The organism is Parvibaculum sedimenti (genome assembly GCF_009184905.1).
Classification (GTDB): Bacteria; Pseudomonadota; Alphaproteobacteria; order Parvibaculales; family Parvibaculaceae; genus Parvibaculum; species Parvibaculum sedimenti.
Genome location: NZ_WESC01000010.1, coordinates 1 through 21,588 on the forward strand (window position 1 = coordinate 1; position 21,588 = coordinate 21,588).

At 61.8% G+C, this 21,588-nt stretch carries 22 protein-coding genes; 13 read left to right on the forward strand and 9 right to left on the reverse strand.

What is annotated here, in order from left to right:
• The first annotated feature begins 77 nt into the window (after positions 1-77).
• On the forward strand, positions 78-335 hold the full coding sequence (locus F2P47_RS11790; RefSeq protein ID WP_152216571.1) for a hypothetical protein: 258 nt from the start codon (positions 78-80) through the stop codon (positions 333-335).
• Between the two features lie 7 nt (positions 336-342).
• Here F2P47_RS11790 and F2P47_RS11795 read toward each other — a convergent pair whose 3' ends face one another.
• Positions 343-1,266: a glycosyltransferase family 2 protein gene (locus F2P47_RS11795; RefSeq protein WP_152216572.1), complete on the reverse strand. Its 924-nt coding sequence runs from the start codon at positions 1,264-1,266 to the stop codon at positions 343-345.
• A gap of 448 nt (positions 1,267-1,714) precedes the next feature.
• On the opposite strand from F2P47_RS11795, the gene F2P47_RS11800 reads away from it, so the two are divergent.
• Together F2P47_RS11800 and trxB are read left to right on the forward strand one after the other, a co-directional pair.
• Positions 1,715-2,320: a peroxiredoxin gene (locus F2P47_RS11800; RefSeq protein ID WP_152216573.1), complete on the forward strand. Its 606-nt coding sequence runs from the start codon at positions 1,715-1,717 to the stop codon at positions 2,318-2,320.
• A gap of 108 nt (positions 2,321-2,428) precedes the next feature.
• A complete protein-coding gene (gene trxB, locus F2P47_RS11805; RefSeq protein WP_152216574.1) occupies positions 2,429-3,394 on the forward strand; it encodes a thioredoxin-disulfide reductase in 966 nt (321 codons plus the stop codon).
• 1 nt (position 3,395) lies between these two features.
• Here the strand turns inward: trxB and F2P47_RS11810 are convergent, their stop codons facing one another.
• The 4 genes from F2P47_RS11810 to F2P47_RS11825 form a co-directional block, all read right to left on the reverse strand.
• A complete protein-coding gene (locus F2P47_RS11810; RefSeq protein WP_246176862.1) occupies positions 3,396-4,082 on the reverse strand; it encodes an HAD family hydrolase in 687 nt (228 codons plus the stop codon).
• Positions 4,083-4,119: 37 nt separating this feature from the next.
• The gene (locus F2P47_RS11815) at positions 4,120-4,587 is read right to left on the reverse strand and encodes a Dps family protein (protein WP_152216575.1); all 468 of its coding nucleotides are present in this window, start codon (positions 4,585-4,587) and stop codon (positions 4,120-4,122) included.
• Positions 4,588-4,764: 177 nt separating this feature from the next.
• Positions 4,765-5,967, reverse strand: a complete 1,203-nt coding sequence (locus F2P47_RS11820; RefSeq protein WP_152216576.1) for a pyridoxal phosphate-dependent aminotransferase — start codon at positions 5,965-5,967, stop codon at positions 4,765-4,767.
• 150 nt (positions 5,968-6,117) lie between these two features.
• On the reverse strand, positions 6,118-6,732 hold the full coding sequence (locus F2P47_RS11825) for a pyridoxamine 5'-phosphate oxidase family protein (protein ID WP_152216577.1): 615 nt from the start codon (positions 6,730-6,732) through the stop codon (positions 6,118-6,120).
• A gap of 128 nt (positions 6,733-6,860) precedes the next feature.
• Here F2P47_RS11825 and pdxR point away from each other — a divergent pair, with 128 nt between their 5' ends.
• Complete coding sequence (pdxR, locus tag F2P47_RS11830; protein ID WP_246176863.1) at positions 6,861-8,360, forward strand: MocR-like pyridoxine biosynthesis transcription factor PdxR; 1,500 nt, start codon at positions 6,861-6,863, stop codon at positions 8,358-8,360.
• A 4-nt stretch (positions 8,361-8,364) separates the two neighbouring features.
• Here the strand turns inward: pdxR and F2P47_RS11835 are convergent, their stop codons facing one another.
• Positions 8,365-10,062 (reverse strand): diguanylate cyclase, encoded by a 1,698-nt coding sequence (locus F2P47_RS11835; RefSeq protein WP_152216578.1) that lies wholly within the window; start codon positions 10,060-10,062, stop codon positions 8,365-8,367.
• A 489-nt stretch (positions 10,063-10,551) separates the two neighbouring features.
• Between F2P47_RS11835 and F2P47_RS11840 the strand changes: the two genes are divergently transcribed.
• From F2P47_RS11840 to F2P47_RS11855, 4 genes are read left to right on the forward strand one after another with little or no spacing between them, the layout of a single operon-like run.
• Positions 10,552-11,160 (forward strand): TetR/AcrR family transcriptional regulator, encoded by a 609-nt coding sequence (locus F2P47_RS11840; RefSeq protein WP_152216579.1) that lies wholly within the window; start codon positions 10,552-10,554, stop codon positions 11,158-11,160.
• A 35-nt stretch (positions 11,161-11,195) separates the two neighbouring features.
• Entirely contained in the window at positions 11,196-11,822 is a 627-nt protein-coding gene (locus F2P47_RS11845; RefSeq protein WP_152216580.1) for a TetR/AcrR family transcriptional regulator, read from the forward strand.
• 9 nt (positions 11,823-11,831) lie between these two features.
• The gene (locus tag F2P47_RS11850; RefSeq protein WP_152216581.1) at positions 11,832-12,446 is read left to right on the forward strand and encodes a TetR/AcrR family transcriptional regulator; all 615 of its coding nucleotides are present in this window, start codon (positions 11,832-11,834) and stop codon (positions 12,444-12,446) included.
• Positions 12,443-13,099, forward strand: a complete 657-nt coding sequence (locus F2P47_RS11855) for a TetR/AcrR family transcriptional regulator (RefSeq protein WP_152216582.1) — start codon at positions 12,443-12,445, stop codon at positions 13,097-13,099. The genes F2P47_RS11850 and F2P47_RS11855 overlap by 4 nt, the downstream gene beginning before the upstream one ends.
• A 21-nt stretch (positions 13,100-13,120) precedes the next feature.
• Here the strand turns inward: F2P47_RS11855 and F2P47_RS11860 are convergent, their stop codons facing one another.
• Complete coding sequence (locus F2P47_RS11860; RefSeq protein WP_185681082.1) at positions 13,121-13,657, reverse strand: PH domain-containing protein; 537 nt, start codon at positions 13,655-13,657, stop codon at positions 13,121-13,123.
• A gap of 176 nt (positions 13,658-13,833) precedes the next feature.
• Between F2P47_RS11860 and F2P47_RS17705 the strand changes: the two genes are divergently transcribed.
• Both F2P47_RS17705 and F2P47_RS18060 read left to right on the forward strand, forming a co-directional pair.
• The gene (locus F2P47_RS17705; protein WP_185681083.1) at positions 13,834-14,001 is read left to right on the forward strand and encodes a hypothetical protein; all 168 of its coding nucleotides are present in this window, start codon (positions 13,834-13,836) and stop codon (positions 13,999-14,001) included.
• Between the two features lie 82 nt (positions 14,002-14,083).
• Complete coding sequence (locus tag F2P47_RS18060; RefSeq protein ID WP_281349288.1) at positions 14,084-14,218, forward strand: hypothetical protein; 135 nt, start codon at positions 14,084-14,086, stop codon at positions 14,216-14,218.
• Between the two features lie 147 nt (positions 14,219-14,365).
• Here F2P47_RS18060 and F2P47_RS11865 read toward each other — a convergent pair whose 3' ends face one another.
• Positions 14,366-15,955: a DNA methyltransferase gene (locus F2P47_RS11865; RefSeq protein ID WP_152216584.1), complete on the reverse strand. Its 1,590-nt coding sequence runs from the start codon at positions 15,953-15,955 to the stop codon at positions 14,366-14,368.
• Positions 15,956-16,064: 109 nt separating this feature from the next.
• On the opposite strand from F2P47_RS11865, the gene F2P47_RS17710 reads away from it, so the two are divergent.
• From F2P47_RS17710 to F2P47_RS11875, 3 genes are all read left to right on the forward strand, one after another.
• Positions 16,065-16,238: a hypothetical protein gene (locus F2P47_RS17710; RefSeq protein WP_185681084.1), complete on the forward strand. Its 174-nt coding sequence runs from the start codon at positions 16,065-16,067 to the stop codon at positions 16,236-16,238.
• A 243-nt stretch (positions 16,239-16,481) separates the two neighbouring features.
• A complete protein-coding gene (locus F2P47_RS11870; RefSeq protein WP_152216585.1) occupies positions 16,482-17,018 on the forward strand; it encodes a DUF805 domain-containing protein in 537 nt (178 codons plus the stop codon).
• A 62-nt stretch (positions 17,019-17,080) separates the two neighbouring features.
• Entirely contained in the window at positions 17,081-17,956 is an 876-nt protein-coding gene (locus tag F2P47_RS11875; protein ID WP_152216586.1) for a DMT family transporter, read from the forward strand.
• Positions 17,957-17,962: 6 nt separating this feature from the next.
• Here the strand turns inward: F2P47_RS11875 and F2P47_RS11880 are convergent, their stop codons facing one another.
• A complete protein-coding gene (locus F2P47_RS11880) occupies positions 17,963-21,397 on the reverse strand; it encodes a trifunctional glycoside hydrolase family 18/polysaccharide deacetylase/glycosyltransferase family 2 protein (protein ID WP_152216587.1) in 3,435 nt (1,144 codons plus the stop codon).
• Positions 21,398-21,588 lie beyond the last annotated feature (191 nt).

Sequence of the window (21,588 nt, forward strand, 5' to 3'; positions counted from 1 at the left end):
GTTGCTCAACCCGCCCGAGAGGGCATAATCATGCCAAGGCTCTAATCCCCCGTGGGGGAAACTTCAGTGGCACGTCAATGGCCGTCGCGGAAGCGCAGGCGTCAGGCGTCGGCGTCTGCATCGCCAACATCCGTCCTGATCTCAGGGACTATCTGGGCGATGCAGGCTACCTCTTCGACAGTATCGACGAGGTGCGCAAGATCGTAAGCCAACCCGTGCCGGACGGGATCCGCGAACGCGGTTTCGAGCAGGCCCGCAAATCGGACATCCGCGTTCACAAGAAGCTGCTGACAGACCTTTGGGAAAACGCTTTCCGCAAAGCTGCGGCCGCCTGATCGTCGATTACCTTCCTATGATGTGACGATACTCGTTAACACTGATGCCGATGGAGCCCGCCATGAGCCCCGCGCCCTTCACCGATTTGAGGAAATAGCGCAGCGACGTGTTGGGCGCAGGCAGATTGCGGGCTGCGAGCATCGCATACCAGGGAACCCAGAGGAGGCCCTTGCCGAAATAGTAGGCCCGGCCGCGTCCCTTGAGGCGCATTGCGGCTTCCGTGTTTCCGACGCGGAAGCTCCGGCGCAGGAGCCATGACATCTTCTGCTTCGCCGCGTCGCAGAACTCCGTCGCGAAAGTCTCCGACGTATGAATGATTTTTGCGCCGCGTCCCCAGGCGCGGGAGAAGAAATCAACGTCGGTGCCACCCGTGAGCGGGAACTCTTCGTTGAAGCGGAGACCCCATTCATCCCAAAGACGCCGGCCGATCAGCACGCCGTTGGTCGGCACGAGGAAAGACGAATATTGCCAGCGCAGCGGCTCCGGCTCCGACGGCGGGTGGTAGAAGAATTCCTTGAAGCGCTGCGGCGCCTCGAACTCCCAGCGCACTTCGCATTTCACTGCGTCGCAGGCTTCTTCTTCCTGCACCCGGCAGAGGGTCAGCGCCCAGTTCGGCGCGGCCGTCTGGTCGTCGTCGAGAAAGATGACCGCATCGGCCCCTACCTCATCGGCAAAGTCGAAGGCCCTGTTTCGCGCGAAGGGAATGCCTAGCCTCGACTCATGGACCAGCGACGGCGCAAGGGCGGCGAGTCCATCCGGCGCTTCATCGAGCACCTGCCGTGAACTCGTGGGGCGCGCACTGTTGTCAATGACGAGGAGCCGCAGCGAAATGTCGGGGGCCTGTTCGAGCGCAGCCAGAGCTCTCAGGCACCGGCCAAGGAAAAGAGGCCTGTCACGCGTACAAACGGCGACCACACATATGCGCCCCATGATTGCCAGCCCCTCAACCTCTTCATTAAATAAAATTTAGCACGAAATTATCTGTCCTGCAGCGATGTACTGATCCACTTCACTGTAAAAACCCAAATAAAAACCGCCGTTTCAATCAGTCATTCAAGAACACAGCAGTCCATAAGCACACATTTTCAGTGCGGGTATTGTGTGCGTAGACGTGGTTACTCACAGCATGATTCATCCACAGCAGATCGCCTTCTGGACATTCAACACATGCCACGGACATGTTATGCAGTCGGTGCCGTCTCCTTGAGGCGGCTGAAAGCGGGCGCCGCCCTTGCGGGTTACCTGCTGCGACATCGCGCCCCGCCTTCGCGATTGCAACAAAATCCCCCTTGATTTCTTATTGGAATGCCTCTAACTAGCAACTACTAGTTTGGAGCAATTCCAAAGTTCTCTCTTTTCCAGGTCTCAGGAGCCAGTCATGAGCGTACTCGTCGGTAAACCCGCCCCCGATTTCACGGCAGCAGCCGTTCTCGCCGATGGTGAAATCGTCGAAGATTTCAATCTGAAGGCGCATCTCAAGGGCTCCTATGGCCTCGTCTTCTTCTACCCGCTCGACTTCACCTTCGTCTGCCCCTCCGAAATCCTCGCCTATTCGAACCGCGTTCCGCAGTTCGAAGCGCGCAACGTGAAGGTTGTGGCGGTCAGTGTCGACAGCCAGTTCACGCATAACGCCTGGCGCAACACGGCGCCGAAGGATGGCGGCCTTGGTCCGGTGAAGTTCCCGATGGTTGCCGACATCACGAAGTCGATCGCGCGCGACTATGACGTGCTGATCGAGGACGCCGGCGTCGCGCTGCGCGGCACCTTCCTCATCGACAAGGAAGGCGTCGTCCGCCACCAGCTCGTCAACGACCTGCCGCTCGGCCGCAATGCCGACGAAGCGCTCCGCATGGTCGATGCGCTCCAGTTCCACGAGGAAAACGGCGAAGTCTGCCCCGCTGGCTGGCAGAAGGGCGAGGAAGGCATGGTCGCCGACCCCAAGGGCGTCGCCAAGTATCTCGGCTCCCACGCCGAAGCCCTCTAAGCTCAACTGAGCCGACTTTTGGCCGGGCCGCTTCATCCCTATATGATGGGGCGGCCCGCCCTACCCTTCAGAAACACCCCCCGAAGCCGCGAGCCAACGGTACCCATCATGTCCGAGACGAAGCATTCCAAGGTCCTGATCATCGGCGGCGGCGCTGCCGGCTACACCGCTGCGATCTACGCCGCCCGCGCCATGCTGGAGCCGACCCTCATTCAGGGCATCCAGCCGGGCGGCCAGCTCACCATCACGACGGAAGTTGAAAACTATCCGGGCTTCGCCGAGGCGATTCAGGGCCCCTGGCTGATGGAGCAGATGGAAGCGCAGGCGCGCCACATGGGCGCCAACATGGTCGGCGACACGATCGTGAAGGCCGAACTCTCGCAGCGCCCGTTCCGCTTCACCGGCGACAGCGGCACCATCTACACGGCCGACGCCGTCATCATCGCGACGGGCGCGCAGGCAAAGTGGCTCGGCATTCCCTCCGAGCAGAAGTTCCAGGGCTTCGGTGTCTCGGCCTGCGCCACTTGCGACGGCTTCTTCTATCGCGGCAAGGAAGTGATCGTGGTTGGCGGCGGCAACTCGGCCGTCGAGGAAGCGCTGTTCCTGACCAATTTCGCGACCAAGGTCACGGTCATCCATCGCCGCAACTCCTTCCGCGCCGAAAAGGTGATGCAGGAGCGCCTGTTCAAGCATCCGAAGATCGAAGTGATCTGGGATTCGGCCATTGATGAGATCGTCGGCACCGAGGAACCGCTCGGCGTCACGGGCGCCAGGATCGTCAACGTCAAGACGGGCGAAACGCGCATCATTCCCGCCCATGGCGTTTTCGTTGCCATCGGACATGCGCCGCAGACGGAGCTTTTCGCCGGCCAGCTCGACATGAAGCCGGGCAACTATCTCAAGGTTGTTCCGGGCACGACCTCGACCAATATTGCCGGTGTCTTCGCCGCAGGCGACGTTACCGACGATACCTATCGTCAGGCCATCACGGCGGCGGGCATGGGCTGCATGGCGGCGCTCGAAGCCGAGCGCTTCATCGCCACCGAGGAAGCCCAGGCGCAGGCCGCGGAATAAACTAGAGCCCTATCAGACCCGGCAAGGCGCTCATGTCGTAAAAGACATGGGCGCCTTCTCTTTTGAGCGCCGCCGCGTCCGTGTGCGGGTCGCCCGCATAACCGAGCACCGGCATGCCCGCCGCGACCGCCGCCTGCACGCCGGGCACGCTGTCCTCGATGACGACGCATCTCTCCGGCGCATGGCCCATCTCGCGGGCAGCATGAAGAAAGAGATCCGGCGCGGGCTTGCCCCGCCCCACCTGCTCGGCGCTGAAAAGAACATTTTCGACCAGCGGCAACAGCCCCGTCGCGCCCAGCGTGTAGCGCATCTTCTCGAACTTGCCGGATGAGGCGACGCAGTAAGGCAGGCCTCGCGCAGCGAGGTCCAGCAGCACAGGCTCGATGCCCTCGACGGGGGAGAGCCCCTCGGCAAACGTCTTCAAAGTTTCATCGCGAATGTAGGCCGGCCAATGATCGCCGAGCGGGCGGCCTATTGCCGCCTCCACATGGCTTCTCACGGCTTCGAGTGTGCGCCCGACAAAGAGCCTGCGGCATTCCTCATAGGAAACATCGAAGCCATCTTCGGCAAGAACCCGCACAAGCAGACGGTTCGCGGCCGGCTCGCTGTCGACCAGAACGCCATCGCAATCGAAGATGACAAGGGAGGGGGAAAAAGGAAACGCCATGACGCCCTTATCGGATGTCATGGCGTTCCGCGCAATTCACGTTTGATGACGGGCCGTTTCAGCCGAGCATGGAGCGGAGCATCCACGCGGTCTTCTCGCTCGCTTCCATGCGCTGCGTGAGAAGGTCCGCCGTCGGCTCGTCATGCGCTTCATCGGCAAGCGGGAAGATGGCGCGCGCCGTGCGCGTCACGGTTTCGTGGCCCTTGATGAGGTTCTTGATCATGTCCTGCGCCTTGGGCACACCATCATCTTCCTCGATCTTGGTGAGCTTCGCATAGGCCTTGTAGCCGCCGGGCGCGGGGAAGCCGAGCGAACGGATGCGTTCGGCCACGAGATCCACCGCAAGCCAGAGTTCATTGTACTGCGTCTCGAACATCAGATGCAGCGTGTTGAACATCGGCCCCGTGACGTTCCAGTGGTAGTAGTGGGTCTTGTGATAAAGCGTGTAGGTGTCGGCGAGCAAACGCGACAGCCCGTCCGCAATTTTCTTGCGGTCCTTTTCGGTAATGCCGATGTCGATCTGCATGACAGGTCCTCCTTGCTGCGGGATTTGGAATCTAGAACCGTCTGGCGTAGGCCGCAAGTCAATTAGAATAATTCCAATGATCAGAGTGTCGCAGCCGGCGAGAGAACCGAAAATGGAAAAAGGGCGACCCGATAATCCGGATCGCCCTCTTCTGTTCTGGTTCGATCGACGCGCGTTTTACTGGAGCGAGGCGCAGAAGCGCTGAATGCGTTCGCAGGCCTTGGTCAGCGCTTCCGTCGATGTCGCATAGGAGATGCGGAAGAAAGGCGACAGACCGAAGGCTTCGCCATGCACCACGGCGACGCCCTCTTCTTCCAGCAGCGCCTCGACAAAGTCCTGATCGTTGCCGATGACCTTGCCCTTGGGCGTCGTCTTGCCGATGCAGCCTTCGCAGGACGGATAGACATAGAAGGCGCCTTCGGGCGTCGGGCATTTGAGGCCCTTCGCCTGATTGAGCATCGAGACGACGAGGTCGCGACGCGCCTTGAAACTCTCGGCACGTTCCGGAATGAAGTCCTGCGGACCATTCAGAGCCTCGACGGCCGCCCACTGGCTGATCGAGGTCGGGTTCGACGTTGACTGGCTCTGGATCGTCGTCATCGCCTTGATGAGTTCGAGCGGACCGGCGCAATAGCCGATACGCCAGCCGGTCATTGCATAGGCCTTGGACACGCCGTTCATCGTCAGCGTACGGTCATAGAGCTTCGGCTCCACCTGCGCCGGCGTCGCGAATTTGAAACCGTCATAGGAGAGATGCTCATACATGTCGTCGGACAGGATCCAGACATGCGGGTGACGGACCAGAACGTCGGTGAGCTTCTTCAGCTCGTCCCATGTATAGGCCGCGCCGGTCGGGTTCGACGGCGAGTTGAAGATGAACCACTTCGTCTTCGGCGTGATCGCCTTTTCGAGCGCTTCCGGCTGGAGCTTGAAATTGGTTTCCATGCCCGTCGACACGAAGACCGGTGTACCGCCAAGCAGCGACACGATGTCGGGATAGGACACCCAGTAAGGTGCCGGAATGATGACCTCATCGCCGGGGTTCAGCGTCGCCGCCATCGCGTTGAAGATGATCGGCTTGCCGCCGGGCGCGACGAAGCACTGAGCGGGCGTGTAGTCGAGCCCGTTCTCGCGCTTGAACTTCGCGGCGATCGCCTTCTTCAACTCCGGGATGCCGCCAACATCTGTGTACTTCGTTTCGCCGCGGCGAATGGCGTCGATGGCGGCTTCCTTGATGTTGTCCGGCGTGTCGAAGTCAGGCTCGCCCGCGCCGAGGCCGATGACGTCGACGCCGGCTGCTTTCAGATCGCGCGCTTTCTGGGTCGCGGCAATGGTTGCCGACGGCTTGATGCGCTTCAGCGAGTCCGAAAGGAAGGCCATGTTCGTCACTCCGGGAAGGGGCGCGGGCAGCGGCTCAGGCCCCCGCGCGCGACAAAAAACGCTTGCCCGGGTTTGCCCGGAAAAGCGGCGCAAACCTAAGCCCGCTTTTCTTGCGGTGCAACAGGCGATCGCTGGGAAAAGCGCCGGTTTTCAGGCCTCGACCTTCCCCGCAGGCCATTCCACCGGCACGCCCGGAACCTGCGACACCGGAACGACGCCCGCCCAGACCGGAAGGTCCATGTCCTCGGCATCGTCATTGGGCCCGCCCTGCCTCACCTTGGCCGCGACCTCGATCAACGGCAGGCGCAGGATTTCGGTCGCCTTCAGTTCAATGGCGTTCGCGGCCCGCGCCACCCTGGAGCGTCCTGCCTCCACACGCTCGGTGAAAAGATCGAGCGCGCGCGGCTTTTCCTCCACCGGAACCGGCGTAGCGCTCCCATGCGCCATAACCGAGCGGAAATTCATCGAGTGGTGAAAGGCCGAGCGTGCGAGCACCAGGCCGTCGATCAACGTCACCGTGAGGCAAAGCGGGGCGCCCGCCGCCAATGTCTTCATGAAGCGGCTGGTGCGCGAGCCATGCACCAGCACACTCTCGCCGTCGCGCACATAGAACATGGGCAGCGAAACGGGCCCGCCGGCGGCCATGAACCCGACATGTGCGACGAGACCCTCATCAAGGATCGCATGGACCGTCTCGCGGTCGTAATGGGCGCGACGCGCGACCTGGCGAACGCGGTGTTGTGGAGATGTCTGGTAGTCGCTCACGGGCAATATCCTTCTGGAGGTCGAGCTTGCGCTCCTTCCTGTCGAGCGGCGAAATTGTCAGAAATTGGCCCTGTTAACAGGTCCATTTCTGTTCATATGATAGGGCCACAACAAAGCCGAGCTTGCCCATGCTGCGCACTCCACTTTCCCTCGACCTGCTGGCCGTCGACCCGCAAGCCGATACGCCGCTCTACCGCCAGCTCTATGACGCGCTTCGCGGTGCGATCCTCGAGGGCCGCCTGACGGCGGGTGGGCGCCTCCCCTCCTCGCGCCGCCTCGCAGCCGATCTCGGCGTCGGCCGCAACACGGTCCTCTCGGCCTATGAGCAGCTCGCCGCCGAGGGCTATCTCGAGGGCCAGATCGGCGCGGGAACGCGGATTGCTTCATCCCTGCCTGACAATCTTCTCGAAGTCGGCGGCAGCGCCGCGCGCGGACCGGACCAGACAGCCCCCGCGAACCCCAATCGCCTCTCCCGGCGCGGCGAAACCGTCGCGGCCATCAGGCGCCCCGGCATCGGATATGAACGCGGTCAGGCCCGCGCCTTTCAGCACGGGCTCCCCGCTGTCGACCAGTTTCCGGCGGCGCTGTGGAGCCGCCTCCTTGGACGGCGGACGCGCGACCCGCGCAATGGTCTTTTCGGCTACGAGACCGGCGCAGGCTACGCGCCTCTGCGCGAGGCGATTGCCGCCCATGCCGGCGCGGCGCGCGGGGTCATCTGCACACCGGATCAGGTGATCGTGACAACGGGCGCGCAAGCCGCGCTGGATCTCGCCTCGCGGATGCTCATCGATCCGGAAGATGCCGTCTGGATCGAGGAGCCCGGCTATCTCGGCGCGCGCGCGGCGTTGCTCGGCGCTGGCGCACGGTTGATGCCCGTGCCCGTCGATGGCGAGGGGCTCGACGTCGCCGCCGGCATCGCGCTGGAGCCCGCACCGAGGCTCATCTATGTCACGCCGTCACATCAATATCCGCTCGGCGTCACGCTTTCGCTGCCGCGCAGGCTGGCTCTGCTCGACTTCGCGCGCCGCGCCGACGCCTGGGTCATCGAGGACGATTACGATTCCGAATATCGCTACGCCGGACGGCCGCTCGCCTCGCTGCAGGGGCTCGATCGCGCCACCCGCGTCCTCTATATGGGCACATTCTCGAAGACGCTCTTCCCCGGCCTCAAGGTCGGCTATCTGATCGTGCCCGACGCACTGGTCGACGCCTTCCGCGCGGCCATCCGCCTTACCGGCCATGTGCCCGCGCCCATCATTCAGGCGGCGCTCGCGGAGTTCATAGGCGAAGGACATTTCGGCGCTCATGTCCGCCGCATGCGTACCATCTACGCGGCAAGGCGCGCGGCGCTCATCGACGCAGCGGAACGCGAGCTTGTCGCGTTTCTGGAACTCACGCCTTGCGATGGCGGAATGCAACTCGTCGGTTGTCTGAGAGACGGTCTGGATGACCGCCACGCCTCGGCCCTTGCCGCCGCGGCCAACATTCATGTTGCTCCGCTTGCCCCCTATTATCTCGGCAAACCCAGCCTCAGCGGCTTGCATATGGGCTTCGCCGGAATCCCCGAAGCGCAGATCGCCAGATCGGCGAAGCGGCTCGCCGTCGCCCTGGCCGAAATGGCACCCTGATCCATCAGGGCGTGTCGCGAAACTCATATGCGGCGGCAACACGATTTCGCCCTTCGCTCTTGGCGCGTTGCAGCGCCTCGTCGGCGGCCTTGAGCACCTTTTCCGGCGTGTCGCCATGTTCCGGATAGGTCGCCGCGCCGAACGACATGGTCACCGCCGCGATAGTCGTTCCGTCGCACGACACAGACAAATCCCGAATGAGCTCACCCAGCCGCTCGGCCCGCTCGACCGCACTCTCCAGAGGAGCATCGGGCAACAGAAGCGTGAATTCCTCGCCACCATAGCGGCAGGCCGTATCCCCCTTGCGAATATGCGTATTGAGTATCCGGGCGATGGCCTGCAGAACCTTGTCGCCGCAGTCATGCCCGTAGGTGTCGTTGACGTTCTTGAAGTGATCGATATCCGTCATCACCACCGATACGGTCTTGCCGGAGCGGGCGGCGCGCGAGAACTCGCGTTCCAGCGCCTGATCCAGATAGCGCCGGTTGTAAAGCGACGTGAGCGGATCATGCAAAGCCTCGGCCTGAAGCACGTCACGCAGGGCTTGCTCGGCGCGATTGCGCACCGTCACATCATTGAAGACCCAGTAGACGAGGTTCTCCTCGACGGTGATCACGACCTCCATGTCCCGCACGATACTGTCACCGCATGAGACCTGCACCTCCCGCACGGGCGAGGCGTCCATTTCGCCGGAGCGCAAAAGTTCAATGTCCCTGACATGCTGAGCCATGACCTCCGCACGGTACTTCGTGTCGGGGTAAACGAGTGCGCTCCAGGTCTCGAGGTTCTCCATCCGCTCCGCCGGATAGTGGAGCAGTTCCTCAAACCGCCGGTTGGTGAAGGTAATAGCATCGTGCTCATCGGTCAGGAGCACCCCGAACGGAGCGTTCTCGACCATGCGCCGAAATCGCTCTTCGCTATGGCGCAAAGCCTGCTCAGCGCGCTTTCGCGCGGTGACGTCCCAGTACACGCCGATGATGCCGCCGACACTTCCATCGCCCTTGTTGAAGGTCGCCTTATGAAAGATCACATTGCGATTCGATCCATCGGCCGCGCGCATGAACGCCTCATAGACCTGAACGCCGCCCTTCTTCAGCAGTGCGTCGTCGGCGGAGCGATAGGTCCGGGCGAGTTCCATGGGCCAGACTTCGAACACCGTCTTGCCAATCACGTCCTGCCGCTTCAGGCCGCAAAATTCTTCAAAAGCGCGGTTGCACGCCAGATAAACTCCGTCCTTGTCCTTGACGAAGATCGGGCTCGGCACCGTCTCGATCAGTTGCTCTGAAAATTGAAGGTGATCCTTTAATTCCTGCTCGGCGCGCACCCTGTCGGTGACGTCCCAACCGACACCTACAATTCCGCCGGGGCTGCCGTCCTCCTGGAAAAAGGCGGCGCGATGAAGGATCACCTGATGGCGGCTGCCGTCGGCAAATATTGCCTCGGCGGCCTGGACATGCGGCCCCGGCTTTTCCAGCACTTCGATATCCCCGGCCTGATAGGTGTCGGCCAGGTCCTTGGGCCATATCTCATGGGCCGTCTTGCCGAGCAGAGCACCTCGACTTAACCCACAAGAGGCTTCGAACGCCGCATTGCATCCGAGGAAACGCCCTTCCGTGTCCACATAGTAGATCGGGCTGGGAATCGCCTCGATAAGCTGCGCGACCAGCGTGGAGTCAGGCAGGCCTGTTTGCGTGTCAGCCACAGCCTCTCCTCAAGCATCGTTACGGCACCCTGTCCCGGGCTTTCATCAGCTTCAGCGTTCCGCCCCTACAAAGGCAACAAGAATTCATCCCTGTGTGAAAGGGATATAGGTTTGTGCACGGACAATGTTTCACTGCGGAAACCTGGGGAGATACCCCTCGTCGAAGGCAAGGGGACAGCTGGCTGACCTGAGCGCGTACCTCATTTACGCAAATAACCATGTCAGCAACATTGCCACATAATAGGTGTATTCCCCCTAACCAAGCTGCCGGATTTGAAGACGAATACCTGTCGACAGCTACATCTACGTCAGAGGCCGCAAGAAAACTGATGCTTTCACTTTGAGATACACCTAGGCGTATTCGTATTATTCCGTATTTTATAACCGTTATTTTATTTTACCATGTGAGCCAATCGAAGTTCCCGTGCGTATATGCCCACGATGAGCAGAACATGCTTTGCCTGAAGGCAGAAAGGGACCGGTAAACAATTGGGGCTCGAAGAATACCGCCGATCAGTAAGTGAAAATAAGCACGCCGCGATACTGAAGGCCGGCCGAAAGCACTTCCTCGAACACGGCTACAGTGGCGCAGCGGCGGCCGACATCGCGCGCGAAGCTGATGTGTCAACAGCCACGCTCTACAAACATTTTTCATCGAAGGAAGAGCTTTTCGTCGCCGTGGTGAAAGACGCCGACCACGAAGAGGAGATTCCTCCGTTTCCGGACAATGCGAGTCTCGAAGACACCATGGTAGCGGTCCTCAACAACTATCTCATCACACACTTCGAGAAGAATGCGACAGCACTTCTGCGTATTGTCATCGCGGAGGTGCCCGGCGCACCGGATCTGGCGCGCGACACCTTCAATGAATTCATCGTCTCCCGATACCAGAAATTGGCGGATATCGTGGACCAATTGATCGCACACGGAACGCTCAAGCCACATGACAGCCACTTCGGCGTGCGGCTCCTCATCGGCGCGATAAAAGAACATTATATCTGGCCCGCGCTCTTCGATAACAAAACCACGATGCCGGAACATGCCGAGGACGTCATTCGACAGGTGGTGAAGGATTACCTCCGTCTCTACGGCACATGAGAGACAGAAGCGAAGCGCGACAGGGGTGAGAGAAAATGGGGCTTGAAAACTACCGACGCAGCGTCAGCGCATCGAAGCACGCCTCCATCCTCAGAGCGGGCCGCGACGTATTTCTGCGCGACGGCTATTCGCGCGCTTCAGTGTCCGACATTGCGCGCGATGCCGAGGTTTCAACGGCGACGCTCTACAAGCACTTCAGATCGAAGGAGGAGCTTTTCGATGCCGTTCTGAAGGAAGCCTATGTCACGATTGAATATGAGGACATGGCGGAAGACGAGAACGTCGAAGACGTCATCGTCGCCTATTGCATGCGTTCCTTGAGGACGCAGTTTGAGCGGCGCACCAGCGCGCTTCTACGTGTCGTCATTGCCGAAGTCGCGACCGCGCCCGAGCGGGCGCGCCATCTCTACGAGAACTTTATCACGCCACGCCACATCGCCAGTACGCAGGCGCTCGACGAACTCATTGCCCGCGGAAAGCTGAAGCCGCATGACACGCATTACGGCGCGTGCTTCCTCGGGGGCGTTATGAAGGAATATTTCATATGGCCTACCCTTTTTGAGGCTAATATGACGCTGCCTGACAATGCCGAAACCGTCGTAAGGCAAGCGGTCAAAGTCTATCTCGAACTCTACGGGACATGCCCCTCCGACAAGAACTAAGAGGAAATCTTGGGACTCGAAGACTACAGACGCAATGTCAGTGAAGCCAAGCACGCTTCCATCCTGCAGGCCGGGCGCGCCGTGTTCCTGCGCGACGGCTTTTCGCGCGCGGCGGTCGCCGAGATCGCGCGCGACGCGGACGTCTCCACCGCCACGCTCTACAAGCACTTCGCGTCGAAGGAAGACCTGTTCGCAGCCATCATCATGGATGCAATAACGCAGGTCGAAGACCTTTCCGATCTGGAAGGAACGGAGACGGCGCTCGCCGACATTCTGCTGACGATCGGCCGAACCTACCTCACGAACCAGTTCGAGCGCGGCGCCAACGACCTGATGCGCATCGTGATCGCGGAAACGACGACCAGCCCGGCCCTCGCCGCCGAAACCCTTCATCTGCTGACCGAGCGCCGGCGGCAACGTCTGGTGGCGCTGTTCGACCGGTGCGTCGAACGCGGGATCATGAAGCCGAACAACACGGACCTCAGCGCCCAGCTTCTTTCCGGCATGATCAAGGAACTCTTCGTCTGGCCTGCGATCTTCGACACGAGTTTCACGCTGCCTTCCGACACGGAAGACAAGATTCGCACAATCATTCAGGTTTTCCTCGCGCGCTACGCCGCATGATCGCGACGCCAGAGGATCAGGCCCTTCACGAGGACAAGATGACGTTCGACCCCCAAAAGCAGACCGCCAGCGACCCCAAGCGCGACGGCATTATCAAAGCGGCGCAGGCCCTGTTTCTGCGCGACGGCTTTTCCAAAGCCATAATGGCGGACGTCGCGCGGGACGCGGATGTCTCGACGGCCACGCTCTACAAGCATTTCGAGTCGAAGGAAGAACTGTTCGCCGCCGTGGTGAGGCACACCGCGGCTTCGGTGCAGGACGATTTCGGGACAATGGCGCCCGCAACCACCGCGCGCGAATTCTTCTTCCAGGCGCTGTCCAGCGCCCATTCCGTCCATCAGCAGGCCCAGGTCACCGCGCTCCTGCGCGTTGCCATCGCGGAGGTATCGGCCGCGCCCGAGCTGGCGCGCTACGTCTTCGACACCGTGGTCGTCGGCCGCTATGCGCGCCTGCAGGCGGCCCTCGACGAAATGGTCCGGCGCGGACTGCTGAAGCCTCACGACACCGCCTTCGGCGCGCGCATCGGCATCGGCATGATCAAGGAGCTTTTCGTCTGGCCCGCCCTCTTCGTCGCGGATTTCGAGCTTCCCGTCGATGCGCTCGACCGGGCCGACGAAGCGATCAATATCTATCTGGCCGCCTACGGGGCCTGAGCGGCTCGTCCTCGCGGCGCATCACCGCAGTTTAGCGGACACAGGCGCGTGAGCCGGCGTGACCGCAAGCGCGTGAGCGAGCGCGTCGGGCCGATCGAGGTCGGCAATCAGCACACGCTCCCCCGACAGCATTTTGATCTCAAGCGCACCGCCGCCGAAGAGCCGCTGCGGCAGCGAACGGCGGATCCTGATCGACGCAATCTCCCGCGCGCCGACGCGCAACGAGCGCGGCCGGGCAAAGCCGTCGCGCAGCACCAGTTCGCGCTCCGCCGCCGCCTGTGTGCCTTCCCGGCCCCTGGGCCATATCTCGACCGACAGAAGCCGCGCGCGCAGCGCAGCCGCGAAAGCGAGCACCGGCGTCCCGAGCGCCACCACGGCGAGCGCCAGAGCGCGCAGCCCCGCAAGCGGCGGCTCGTGAAGTGCCGCCCAGGCGAAGACGGCCAGCCAGACCAGCGCCACGACCAGCGCGGGAAAATAAATGGTCCAGTGGGCGCCCGCGCTGGCGAGCGGCCCGGAAGCGCCGGATGGAGGGAGATCGGGAGCGGACGGCCTGTTCATGTGCATCAGGATCGCAGACCCCGCCCCGCTTGTTAAGCCGGGGCATGAGTCATAAACTCTTCCGGTAACGAGTGTTCGGGGTGTCTGCCCCGTGAGGCGCTCCGACCGTCCCGCTTCACCGCGCGATCCGCGCCGAGGCGGGAGCAGTTTCCCTCCACGGGGAACGGGAGGAGCCTATGTCCGCTCGGTTTCACAACAGCGACAACGTGCGCGGCGGCGTGACGGGACATGGCGTGCGCTATGTGCTCGCCTTCTCTCTGTTTGCGGCCTGGGCGATCCTGAGCCTGCTCGTGATTTCCTCGGCCACGGATCTCGCCTCGACGCTGAACGTCATTACCGGCTAGGGCAAACGGCGAAAGCCCCCAGCCGCTCCGATTTCACCAAAACGCCCGCGCGGGACGCCGCCCGCCGGGCAAGGAGGCAGAGATGACCATTCTTCCGCAGCACGACGAGATCGAGAAGACGCCCCAGAGCCTCAAGGAAGAATATGGACCGCAGATCATCGGCGGCGCCGTCGCACTGGCGATCTTCGCCCTGATCTTCCTCGCCTTCATGCGCTGAGAGCGAGCGGCTTGCGGTTTTCAAATCGCCGCGAGAACCTGCTCGTCGATCCCGCCATCGCCGCTCTCGCCGGTGATTTCCCATTTCGTCATGGCCCGGCTTGACCGGGCCATCCACGCCTGCCCCGGCGAATGCCGGGGTCTTGCTTCAAAGCAACTTGCCCTGCGTGTCCTTCGTTTCCCGCTTCGCCTTCTTGAATACGGTTGGGTCGATCCACGGCATTTCCGGCCGGCGCCCCTCGAACAATTGCTCGATGGTGAGAATCTGAATCTTCGGATATTCGCCATACTCGGTGTGGTACCGCCCTGCCGACGCGGCCTCCTTGATCATCGGCCCGGTCGGCGGCGCAAGCGTGATGAAGACGCCCATCTTCGCCTTCTCGCGGTCCACCGTCGCGATCAAGTCTTTCACCATCGTCACGCCGACATTCTGTCCGCCCTTGACGGAGACGACGGCCTTCTCCGTCACCTTGCCATCGGGCTTGAAATAGATGTAGCCATCGATGCCGCCGTCAGAGCCCTTCTTCTTCCCGCCGAAGGGCACGGCATCGACCAGCGACACGGCCCACCACTGAAACTGATATTTGTCCTGCTCGGCGAGTGCCTGCGCACCGCCGAGATCCTTCGGCACGCCATGCACGTCGATAGAAATGGGGCCGAAGGCATCGCGCAATCGCTTCTGGATCAGCGAAATGGCGAGATGCGTCACGTCGATACCGATCCACTGGCGATTGAGCTTCTGTGCGGCGTGAACGGTTGTGCCGCAACCGCAAAAGGGATCGAGGACAACGTCGCCTTCATTAGATGAGGCGTTAAGAATGCGTTCGAGAAGGCTCAACGGCTTCTGCGTGGGATAGCCAAGACGCTCCTGTGCTTGAGCTTGTACTGGCATTACATCCAGCCAGACGTCATCAACAGGATTACCTTCCTGTTCATCCAAATACCTCTTTAGAACCGGCACTTGTCCGGGTTTACCTTGAACAACCAGCCCGTCTTCGTAGGCCTTTTGCATACGCTCACGTGTCCACCGCCAGACACGAGTGACGCCTAAAAATTCATACGTCAGATTTGGTCTATTCTTATTTGGATTCGTCAAATCCGCGAGTCGATAAACCCGCCCATCCTCGTCTTTATATTTGTAAAATTGGCGCAGATATTCCGGGTCATGCTCTGTATACTGACCGTTCCATATCCACTCGTCCGACTTTGTGTACCTCAATATGATATCGTGATTTCTTGCGAAGCGTGTAAATGCCAATCCCTTTGCATTTTGCCTCTTCCAAACAATTTCGTTGCCGAAGTTTGTTGGCCCAAAAATCGCATCCAACAAAATCTTCAAGTAGTGACTCGCCGTCGGATCGCAGTGGAGATATAGCGAGCCCGTCTGTTTCAGCACACGGTGCAATTCGAGAAGGCGCACGGCCATCATGGTGAGATAAGCCATCATATCGTTCTCCTTGAGAAACGACCGCATGGCGCGCAGCATCTCGGCGGCATCTGAATTGCCAGAGCGCATCACTTCGTCGAAGGCACGCTCGGCGGAATCGGTCCAATGCCAGGTATCGTCGAAAGCTTCCATCTGTGCATGGGAGTCATGCCCATCCGGCGCCTTGAAGAGGACGTTGTAGGACGCGTTCGAATTGAAGGGCGGATCGAGATAGACGAGGTCGACGCTTTCGTCGCGGATGTGCTCGCGCAGAATGTCGAGATTGTCCCCGTAATAAAGCCTGTTGGTCATGTCCCCTCGCCGTCCGAATCGTAACAAGTCTGGGAGCTTAGCCCAGCCTTGCCATTGGCCCCGACTCGGAATATGTTCTTGCTTCGTTCCAAATGCAAGGAGAGAGGCAATGGCCACAAATCCTCCGAAGGGCGACGGGCACCGCAATGGCGCTGTGAAGGGCCGGTCGCAGGTCTTCAATCCGCAGAATGAGCGCTATGTGAAGCGCGACACCTCGACGGGCCGGTTCATGGATCAGAAGGCCGACCACAAGCCTTTCAAGGGCGTCCGCAAGGAAGACTGACGCCGATCCAGCGTAAATCTTTCCGTTAGCGGATCGATTTTCGCGCGCCACCACGCCCGGGAAAGACGTGGATGGCCCGGTCAAGCCGGGCCATGACGGCGCAGGGCATGCGCTGCAAGGTCGCGATCTCAACCGCTGGACTACTCGTGCGCAGCGTCATTTCCTCATCGCTCTGTCATCCATCTGTGGCAGGATCGTCTGCGCCGCCGGGCTGGGCGGCGGCGGCCGCAGGGGGCTTTCGCGATGGATATCGGTTCACTTCTCTTTTCATTCCGGGGCCGCGCCAATCGGCGGGCCTATTGGGGCGTTGGCCTGCTCGCCAGCGTGGTGGGGCTCGGCATGCTCTATCTGATGCTGCAGGGTGTGATGGCGGCGGGCATCACGCCCGGCATGAACGAAGAGGAGTTCATGCGCACTATGACCGGCATCAATCAGGGCTGGTACACTATCGCTCAGCTCGCAATGTTGTGGCCGACGCTCGCCATCTCGGTGAAGCGTTGCCACGATCGCGGGCGCAGCGGCTGGTTCCTGCTGCTTCTCATCGTGCCGTTGGTGCAGCTCTGGCCGCTCATCGAGATTTCATTTCTGCGCGGGACCAGCGGCGACAATCGCTTCGGCCCCGACCCGCTGGCCGGCGCGCCGCAGGACAGCTGGAAGAGCTGGCTTATCTTCGTGGGCTTTCTCATCGTGTCCGGGGCGCAGTTCAGCCTGGGCCGCGAATTCATGACCTACATGATGACGCATATGCCCAACCTTTCGCAGACGCGCACGCCTATCTAGGGCTGGAACAAGCGTAGCGGGCGGGGCATATTCGCCGCCCGTTCCCAGCCCCCGCCATTTCAATGACCCGCCTTCGCGCCGACCTGTTGCTGCTTCTCGCCTCGCTCATCTGGGGCGGCGCTTTTGTGGGCCAGTCGACGGCCATGGCGCATATGGGGCCGTTCAGCTTCATCGGCGCGCGCTTCGTGCTGGCCTCGCTGGCGCTCCTGCCCTTCGCGCTGGCCGAGGCGCGCAATGCCCCCAATCCCCTGCCCTTGTCGCGCGTGCCGGCATTGATCGGCATTGGCGCCATCTTCTTCGGCGGCGTGGCGTTTCAACAGGTTGGCCTGCTGCTGACCAGCGTCACCCATGCCGGTTTCCTCACCGCGCTTTACGTCGTCATGGTGCCCGCCATTGGTGCCGTGTTCCTGCGCCACAAATTGCCTGCCGCGATCTGGCCGGCGGCGGCGCTGTCGCTTTTCGGCACCTTTCTTCTCGGCGGCGGCCGGATCGACGGGCTCGGATGGGGCGACGGGCTCCTCGTTATCGGCGCGCTCTTCTGGGCGGCGCAGATCATTGCCCTTGGGCGTCTCGCCTATGACCTTCGCCGGCCGGTGATGATTACGTTGATGCAGTTCGCGGTGGCGGCCGCGCTCGGACTCGGCATCGGCTTTGCCGTCGAAAGCCCGAGCCTCGATGCGGCGCTCCTCAGCTGGCGCGAACTCGCCTATACGGGCTTCATCTCGGGCGGCATCGCCTTCACGCTGCAAAGCATCGCGCAGACGCATACGCCGCCCGCCGACAGCGCAATCCTGCTTTCACTGGAAAGCCTCTTCGCCGCCGCCTTTGGCGCGCTTCTCCTCGGCGAGCGTCTGACGCCTGCCGGCTGGACGGGCGGCGCGATGGTTCTCGCAGCCGCCATCCTCGTTCAGGTCATGCCGTTGATGAAGCGGGCCTGAGCCCGGTCAGCGCGCCTTGCTCCTGTCCAGCGCGACCGTGCCCATGCGTTCGAGCTTGCCCCAGCCCACGAAAGGCCCGCGCAGCGCCGTCACCAGCGAGCGGATGACCACATAATACATGAGCTGGCGATAACCGAAGCGTTGCAACACCAGCCACCAGAGCAGGCTCCACTGTTCGCGCCGTTCCATCAGGAAGCCGAAGATCGCGGCGGCCAGATCGACCACGACGAAGACGCAGTAATAGATGCCGATGAGCTTCAGGTCGTTGGTCTGGAATTCCGCGCCGTGCTGCGCCCAGGAAATCCATTGCCCGACGAGCTGCCAGACAAGAAGCACGTCCGCGAGCGGCGCGAGGGCGGTGAGCAAAATCTGGAAGAGCCAGACCTGCGGCAACGCAATCATGCCGAGCGCGCCGTAACGCGGGCGGAAGGTGATGGCGCGATATTTCCACAGGCATTGCAGCGTGCCATAGGACCAGCGGAAGCGCTGCTTTGAAAGCCCGCTGAAAGTCGCGGGCGCTTCGGTCCAGGCAAGCGCCGAACTGTCGAAGACGACGCGGTAGCCCGCCTGCTGCAGATGGATGGTGAGGTCCTGATCCTCCGCCAGCGTGTCGGCCGGGAAGCCACCCAGTTCGGCCAGAACCGAACGGCGCCATGCGCCCACCGCGCCCGGCACCACCGTGAGAGTGCCGAGCGCGGCGAGCGCGCGCCGCTCCAGATTCTGGGCGGCGATATATTCAAGCGCCTGCCAGCGCGTGATCATGTTGATGCGGTTGCCGACCTTGGCGTTGCCCGCGACCGCGCCGATCGAGGGGTCGGCGAACCAGCGCACCAGGCGCGAGATCGTGTCGTGCTCGAACTGCGTGTCGGCGTCGAGCGCCACCACCACTTCGCCCGTCGCCCGGGCGATGCCGACATTCAGCGCATTGGCCTTGCCGCCATTCGGGATCGAGACGATCTCGACGCGCGGCATATCGCGGAAGTTTTCGTTAAGCACCGCGAGCGTGCCGTCCTTCGAGCCGTCATCGATGACGATGACCTCGATGTTCTTGTAGTCGCCGCCGAGAATGCCCTTCACCGTATTGACGATGACATTCTCCTCATTATAGGCGGGGATCAGCACCGAGACGCGGCGGCCTTCAGTCTCGATCGGTGGCTCGACGCCGGTGAGTTCCTTATGCCTCCGCCAGAGGCTCAACCCGACGAGGAAGATGAGCCGCCCGATGCCGAGCCAGATGGCGGTGACGAACGACCAGTAGAGCACATGGCCCGCCGTGCTCAGCGTCAGGAACACCGCCCGGTCCGTGAGCAGGCTCACCGTCAGCGGCAGTTTCGGCATGGTCTGTTCGCGCGTCAGCGGGATCAGCGACGAGACCGGCACGAATTCATAGCCCTCGGCGCGCAAGCGGTTGATGATCTCCGGCAGCGCTTCGACCGTCTCCTCGCGGTCGCCGCCTGCATCGTGGAGCAGCACGATGTTGTGCGGCATGTCGGGCGTCGACTCGTGCACCTGCTTGATCGTCTCGTCGATGATCTTCTGCGTGCCGGGCCGGGTCCAGTCGAGCGGATCGACATGCAGACCGACGGTGAGATAGCCCATATCCTGCGCGATCTTCACCGGCACGATCTCTTCATAGTCGGTCGGCTCGGAATCGCCGAGATAGGGCGGACGGAAAAGCCGGAGCGAGCGCCCCGTCAGCGCCTGGAAAAGGCGCTGCGTCGCATTGAGCTCCAGAACCGTCGCCTCATTGGTCGTCACCGAGAGATTGGGATGCGTGAAGGTGTGGCTGCCGACTTCGTGCCCTTCCGCGATCATGCGCTGGATGAGATCCGGATTCGATTCCGCATTGGCGCCGATGACGAAGAAGGTCGCCGGCACATGCTCCTCTTTCAGGATGTTGAGGATCTGCGGCGTCCACTCGGGGTCCGGCCCGTCATCGAAGGTCAGCGCGATTTTCTTCGGCGCGCCGCCATATTGCTTGATGACATAGGTGGTCGGCAGCTTCGTATAGGTCTCGTCGTCGATGTCGCCGGTCTTCGCATCGACCTCGAACTTGCGCGCGCCCGTTGTCGGCTCGGCCGCAACGCTCAGGAATTCGCCGCGTCCTTCAAAGTCGATGTCGTCGATGATCGGAATTGTGCCCATGGTCCCGGGCGCCGCCGCGTCATAGGGCCTGCCCATGACGTTCCAGATGGTCGGATCTTCGCCGCCGAGGCGCCATACCGCATAGCCCGCAGGCTGATAGGGGTCTGCCGCATGGATCTGGTTATAGGCCGTCACGCCATCAAGGAACCAGATGTCGTGCCGCACATTATCGTCTTCGATATAGGAGAAATGCGGGTTGTCGCTTGCGGCGTCGAAGTCGATGTCCGCACCGGAGTCATGCGCGGCGATCACAGCGTCCTCGAACGAGAGGTTGTCGACATCGCCGCCATTCCAGTCATAGGCGTAGGCGCCGAGCGCGACGATGGTCCGCGCCGGATCGAGCGTCTTCATGCGCCTGTCGAGAATATCCTCGAACCAGCTCTGGCCCGCGATGGGGCCGGCCGTGCCTGAACCCCAATGCTCGTCATAAATCATCAGCATGGTGTAATCGACAGCCTTCGCCATGTCCGCGAAAGGCCATGTGTCGTCGCCCACCGGCGTCGCGATGGCGACCACCCAGCCCTGCGGCGCAAAAGCGTCGTGCAGTTCCTTGAGAAATGTCTTGAGGTTCTTGCGGGCCGGAACCGGCAGATCCTCGAAGTCGACCACGACGCCCTGCAAATGGTGCTGGCCGACGAAGCCCGCGACATTGGCCACCAGCGCGCGGCGGCGCGCTTCATCGCCAAGCAGCTTGCCGAGGCCCGGCCCGTCCCATTTGCCCTCCCAGGCATTCTGCAGCGTCGGCAGAATGGCAACGCCAGGCTTCGTCACCCGGATGTAGTCGTTGACGTGCTGGTCGAAGGACTGGTTCAGGGTGAGCTGTGGACCTGCCAGATTGAGCCAGGTCGGAACCACCCAGTCGAGATTTGGCAACGCGCGCTGCAGCGAGGCGAAATTGGTGCTGCCCCAGGTCGGGTAAAAGGCGATCGAAAGCGGACGGCCCTGCTGCGGCTCCAGGATCGCGGACATGGCGCCGTTATGCTGGGCGCGTTCGAGCCGGCGTTGTTTTTCGCGGACACGCTTATCACGCAGAGCCCGCGCCTTGTCGCCGAGATGGGTGGCGGAGCGCAACAGCTCCGGCGACCGCGCCTGCTTTTCGAGCTGAGCTGAAGGCACGGCGCTAAGCTGGCCCGGCAGTTTCAGCGAGGCAAAATGCGGCACCGCGACGATGCTGGCCAGAAAGGCGAGGCCGACCAGCGTACTCAGCACGGCGGCTATCCAGCCGATGATGGAAATATGGGCGGCCCTTCGACCGCTGGCGTCAAAGAAAATGGGTTTGTGAGGCTTATGCTGCATGATCTCTAATCCGGCGCTCTTTCTCGCCGCTGCTGGCGCCCTGGGCCAGGCCGGTAATATGTCCGGCGGGCCGCGCGCAGCCGGAAGTCTGTCGCATGCCGGCGCGTTCCCGTCACCTGAAGCTTATGTAACATCCAGCGCCATTCCCCTTTTGAGCCTAATGGCTCTGGCGTAACCGGGAACGGCACTTA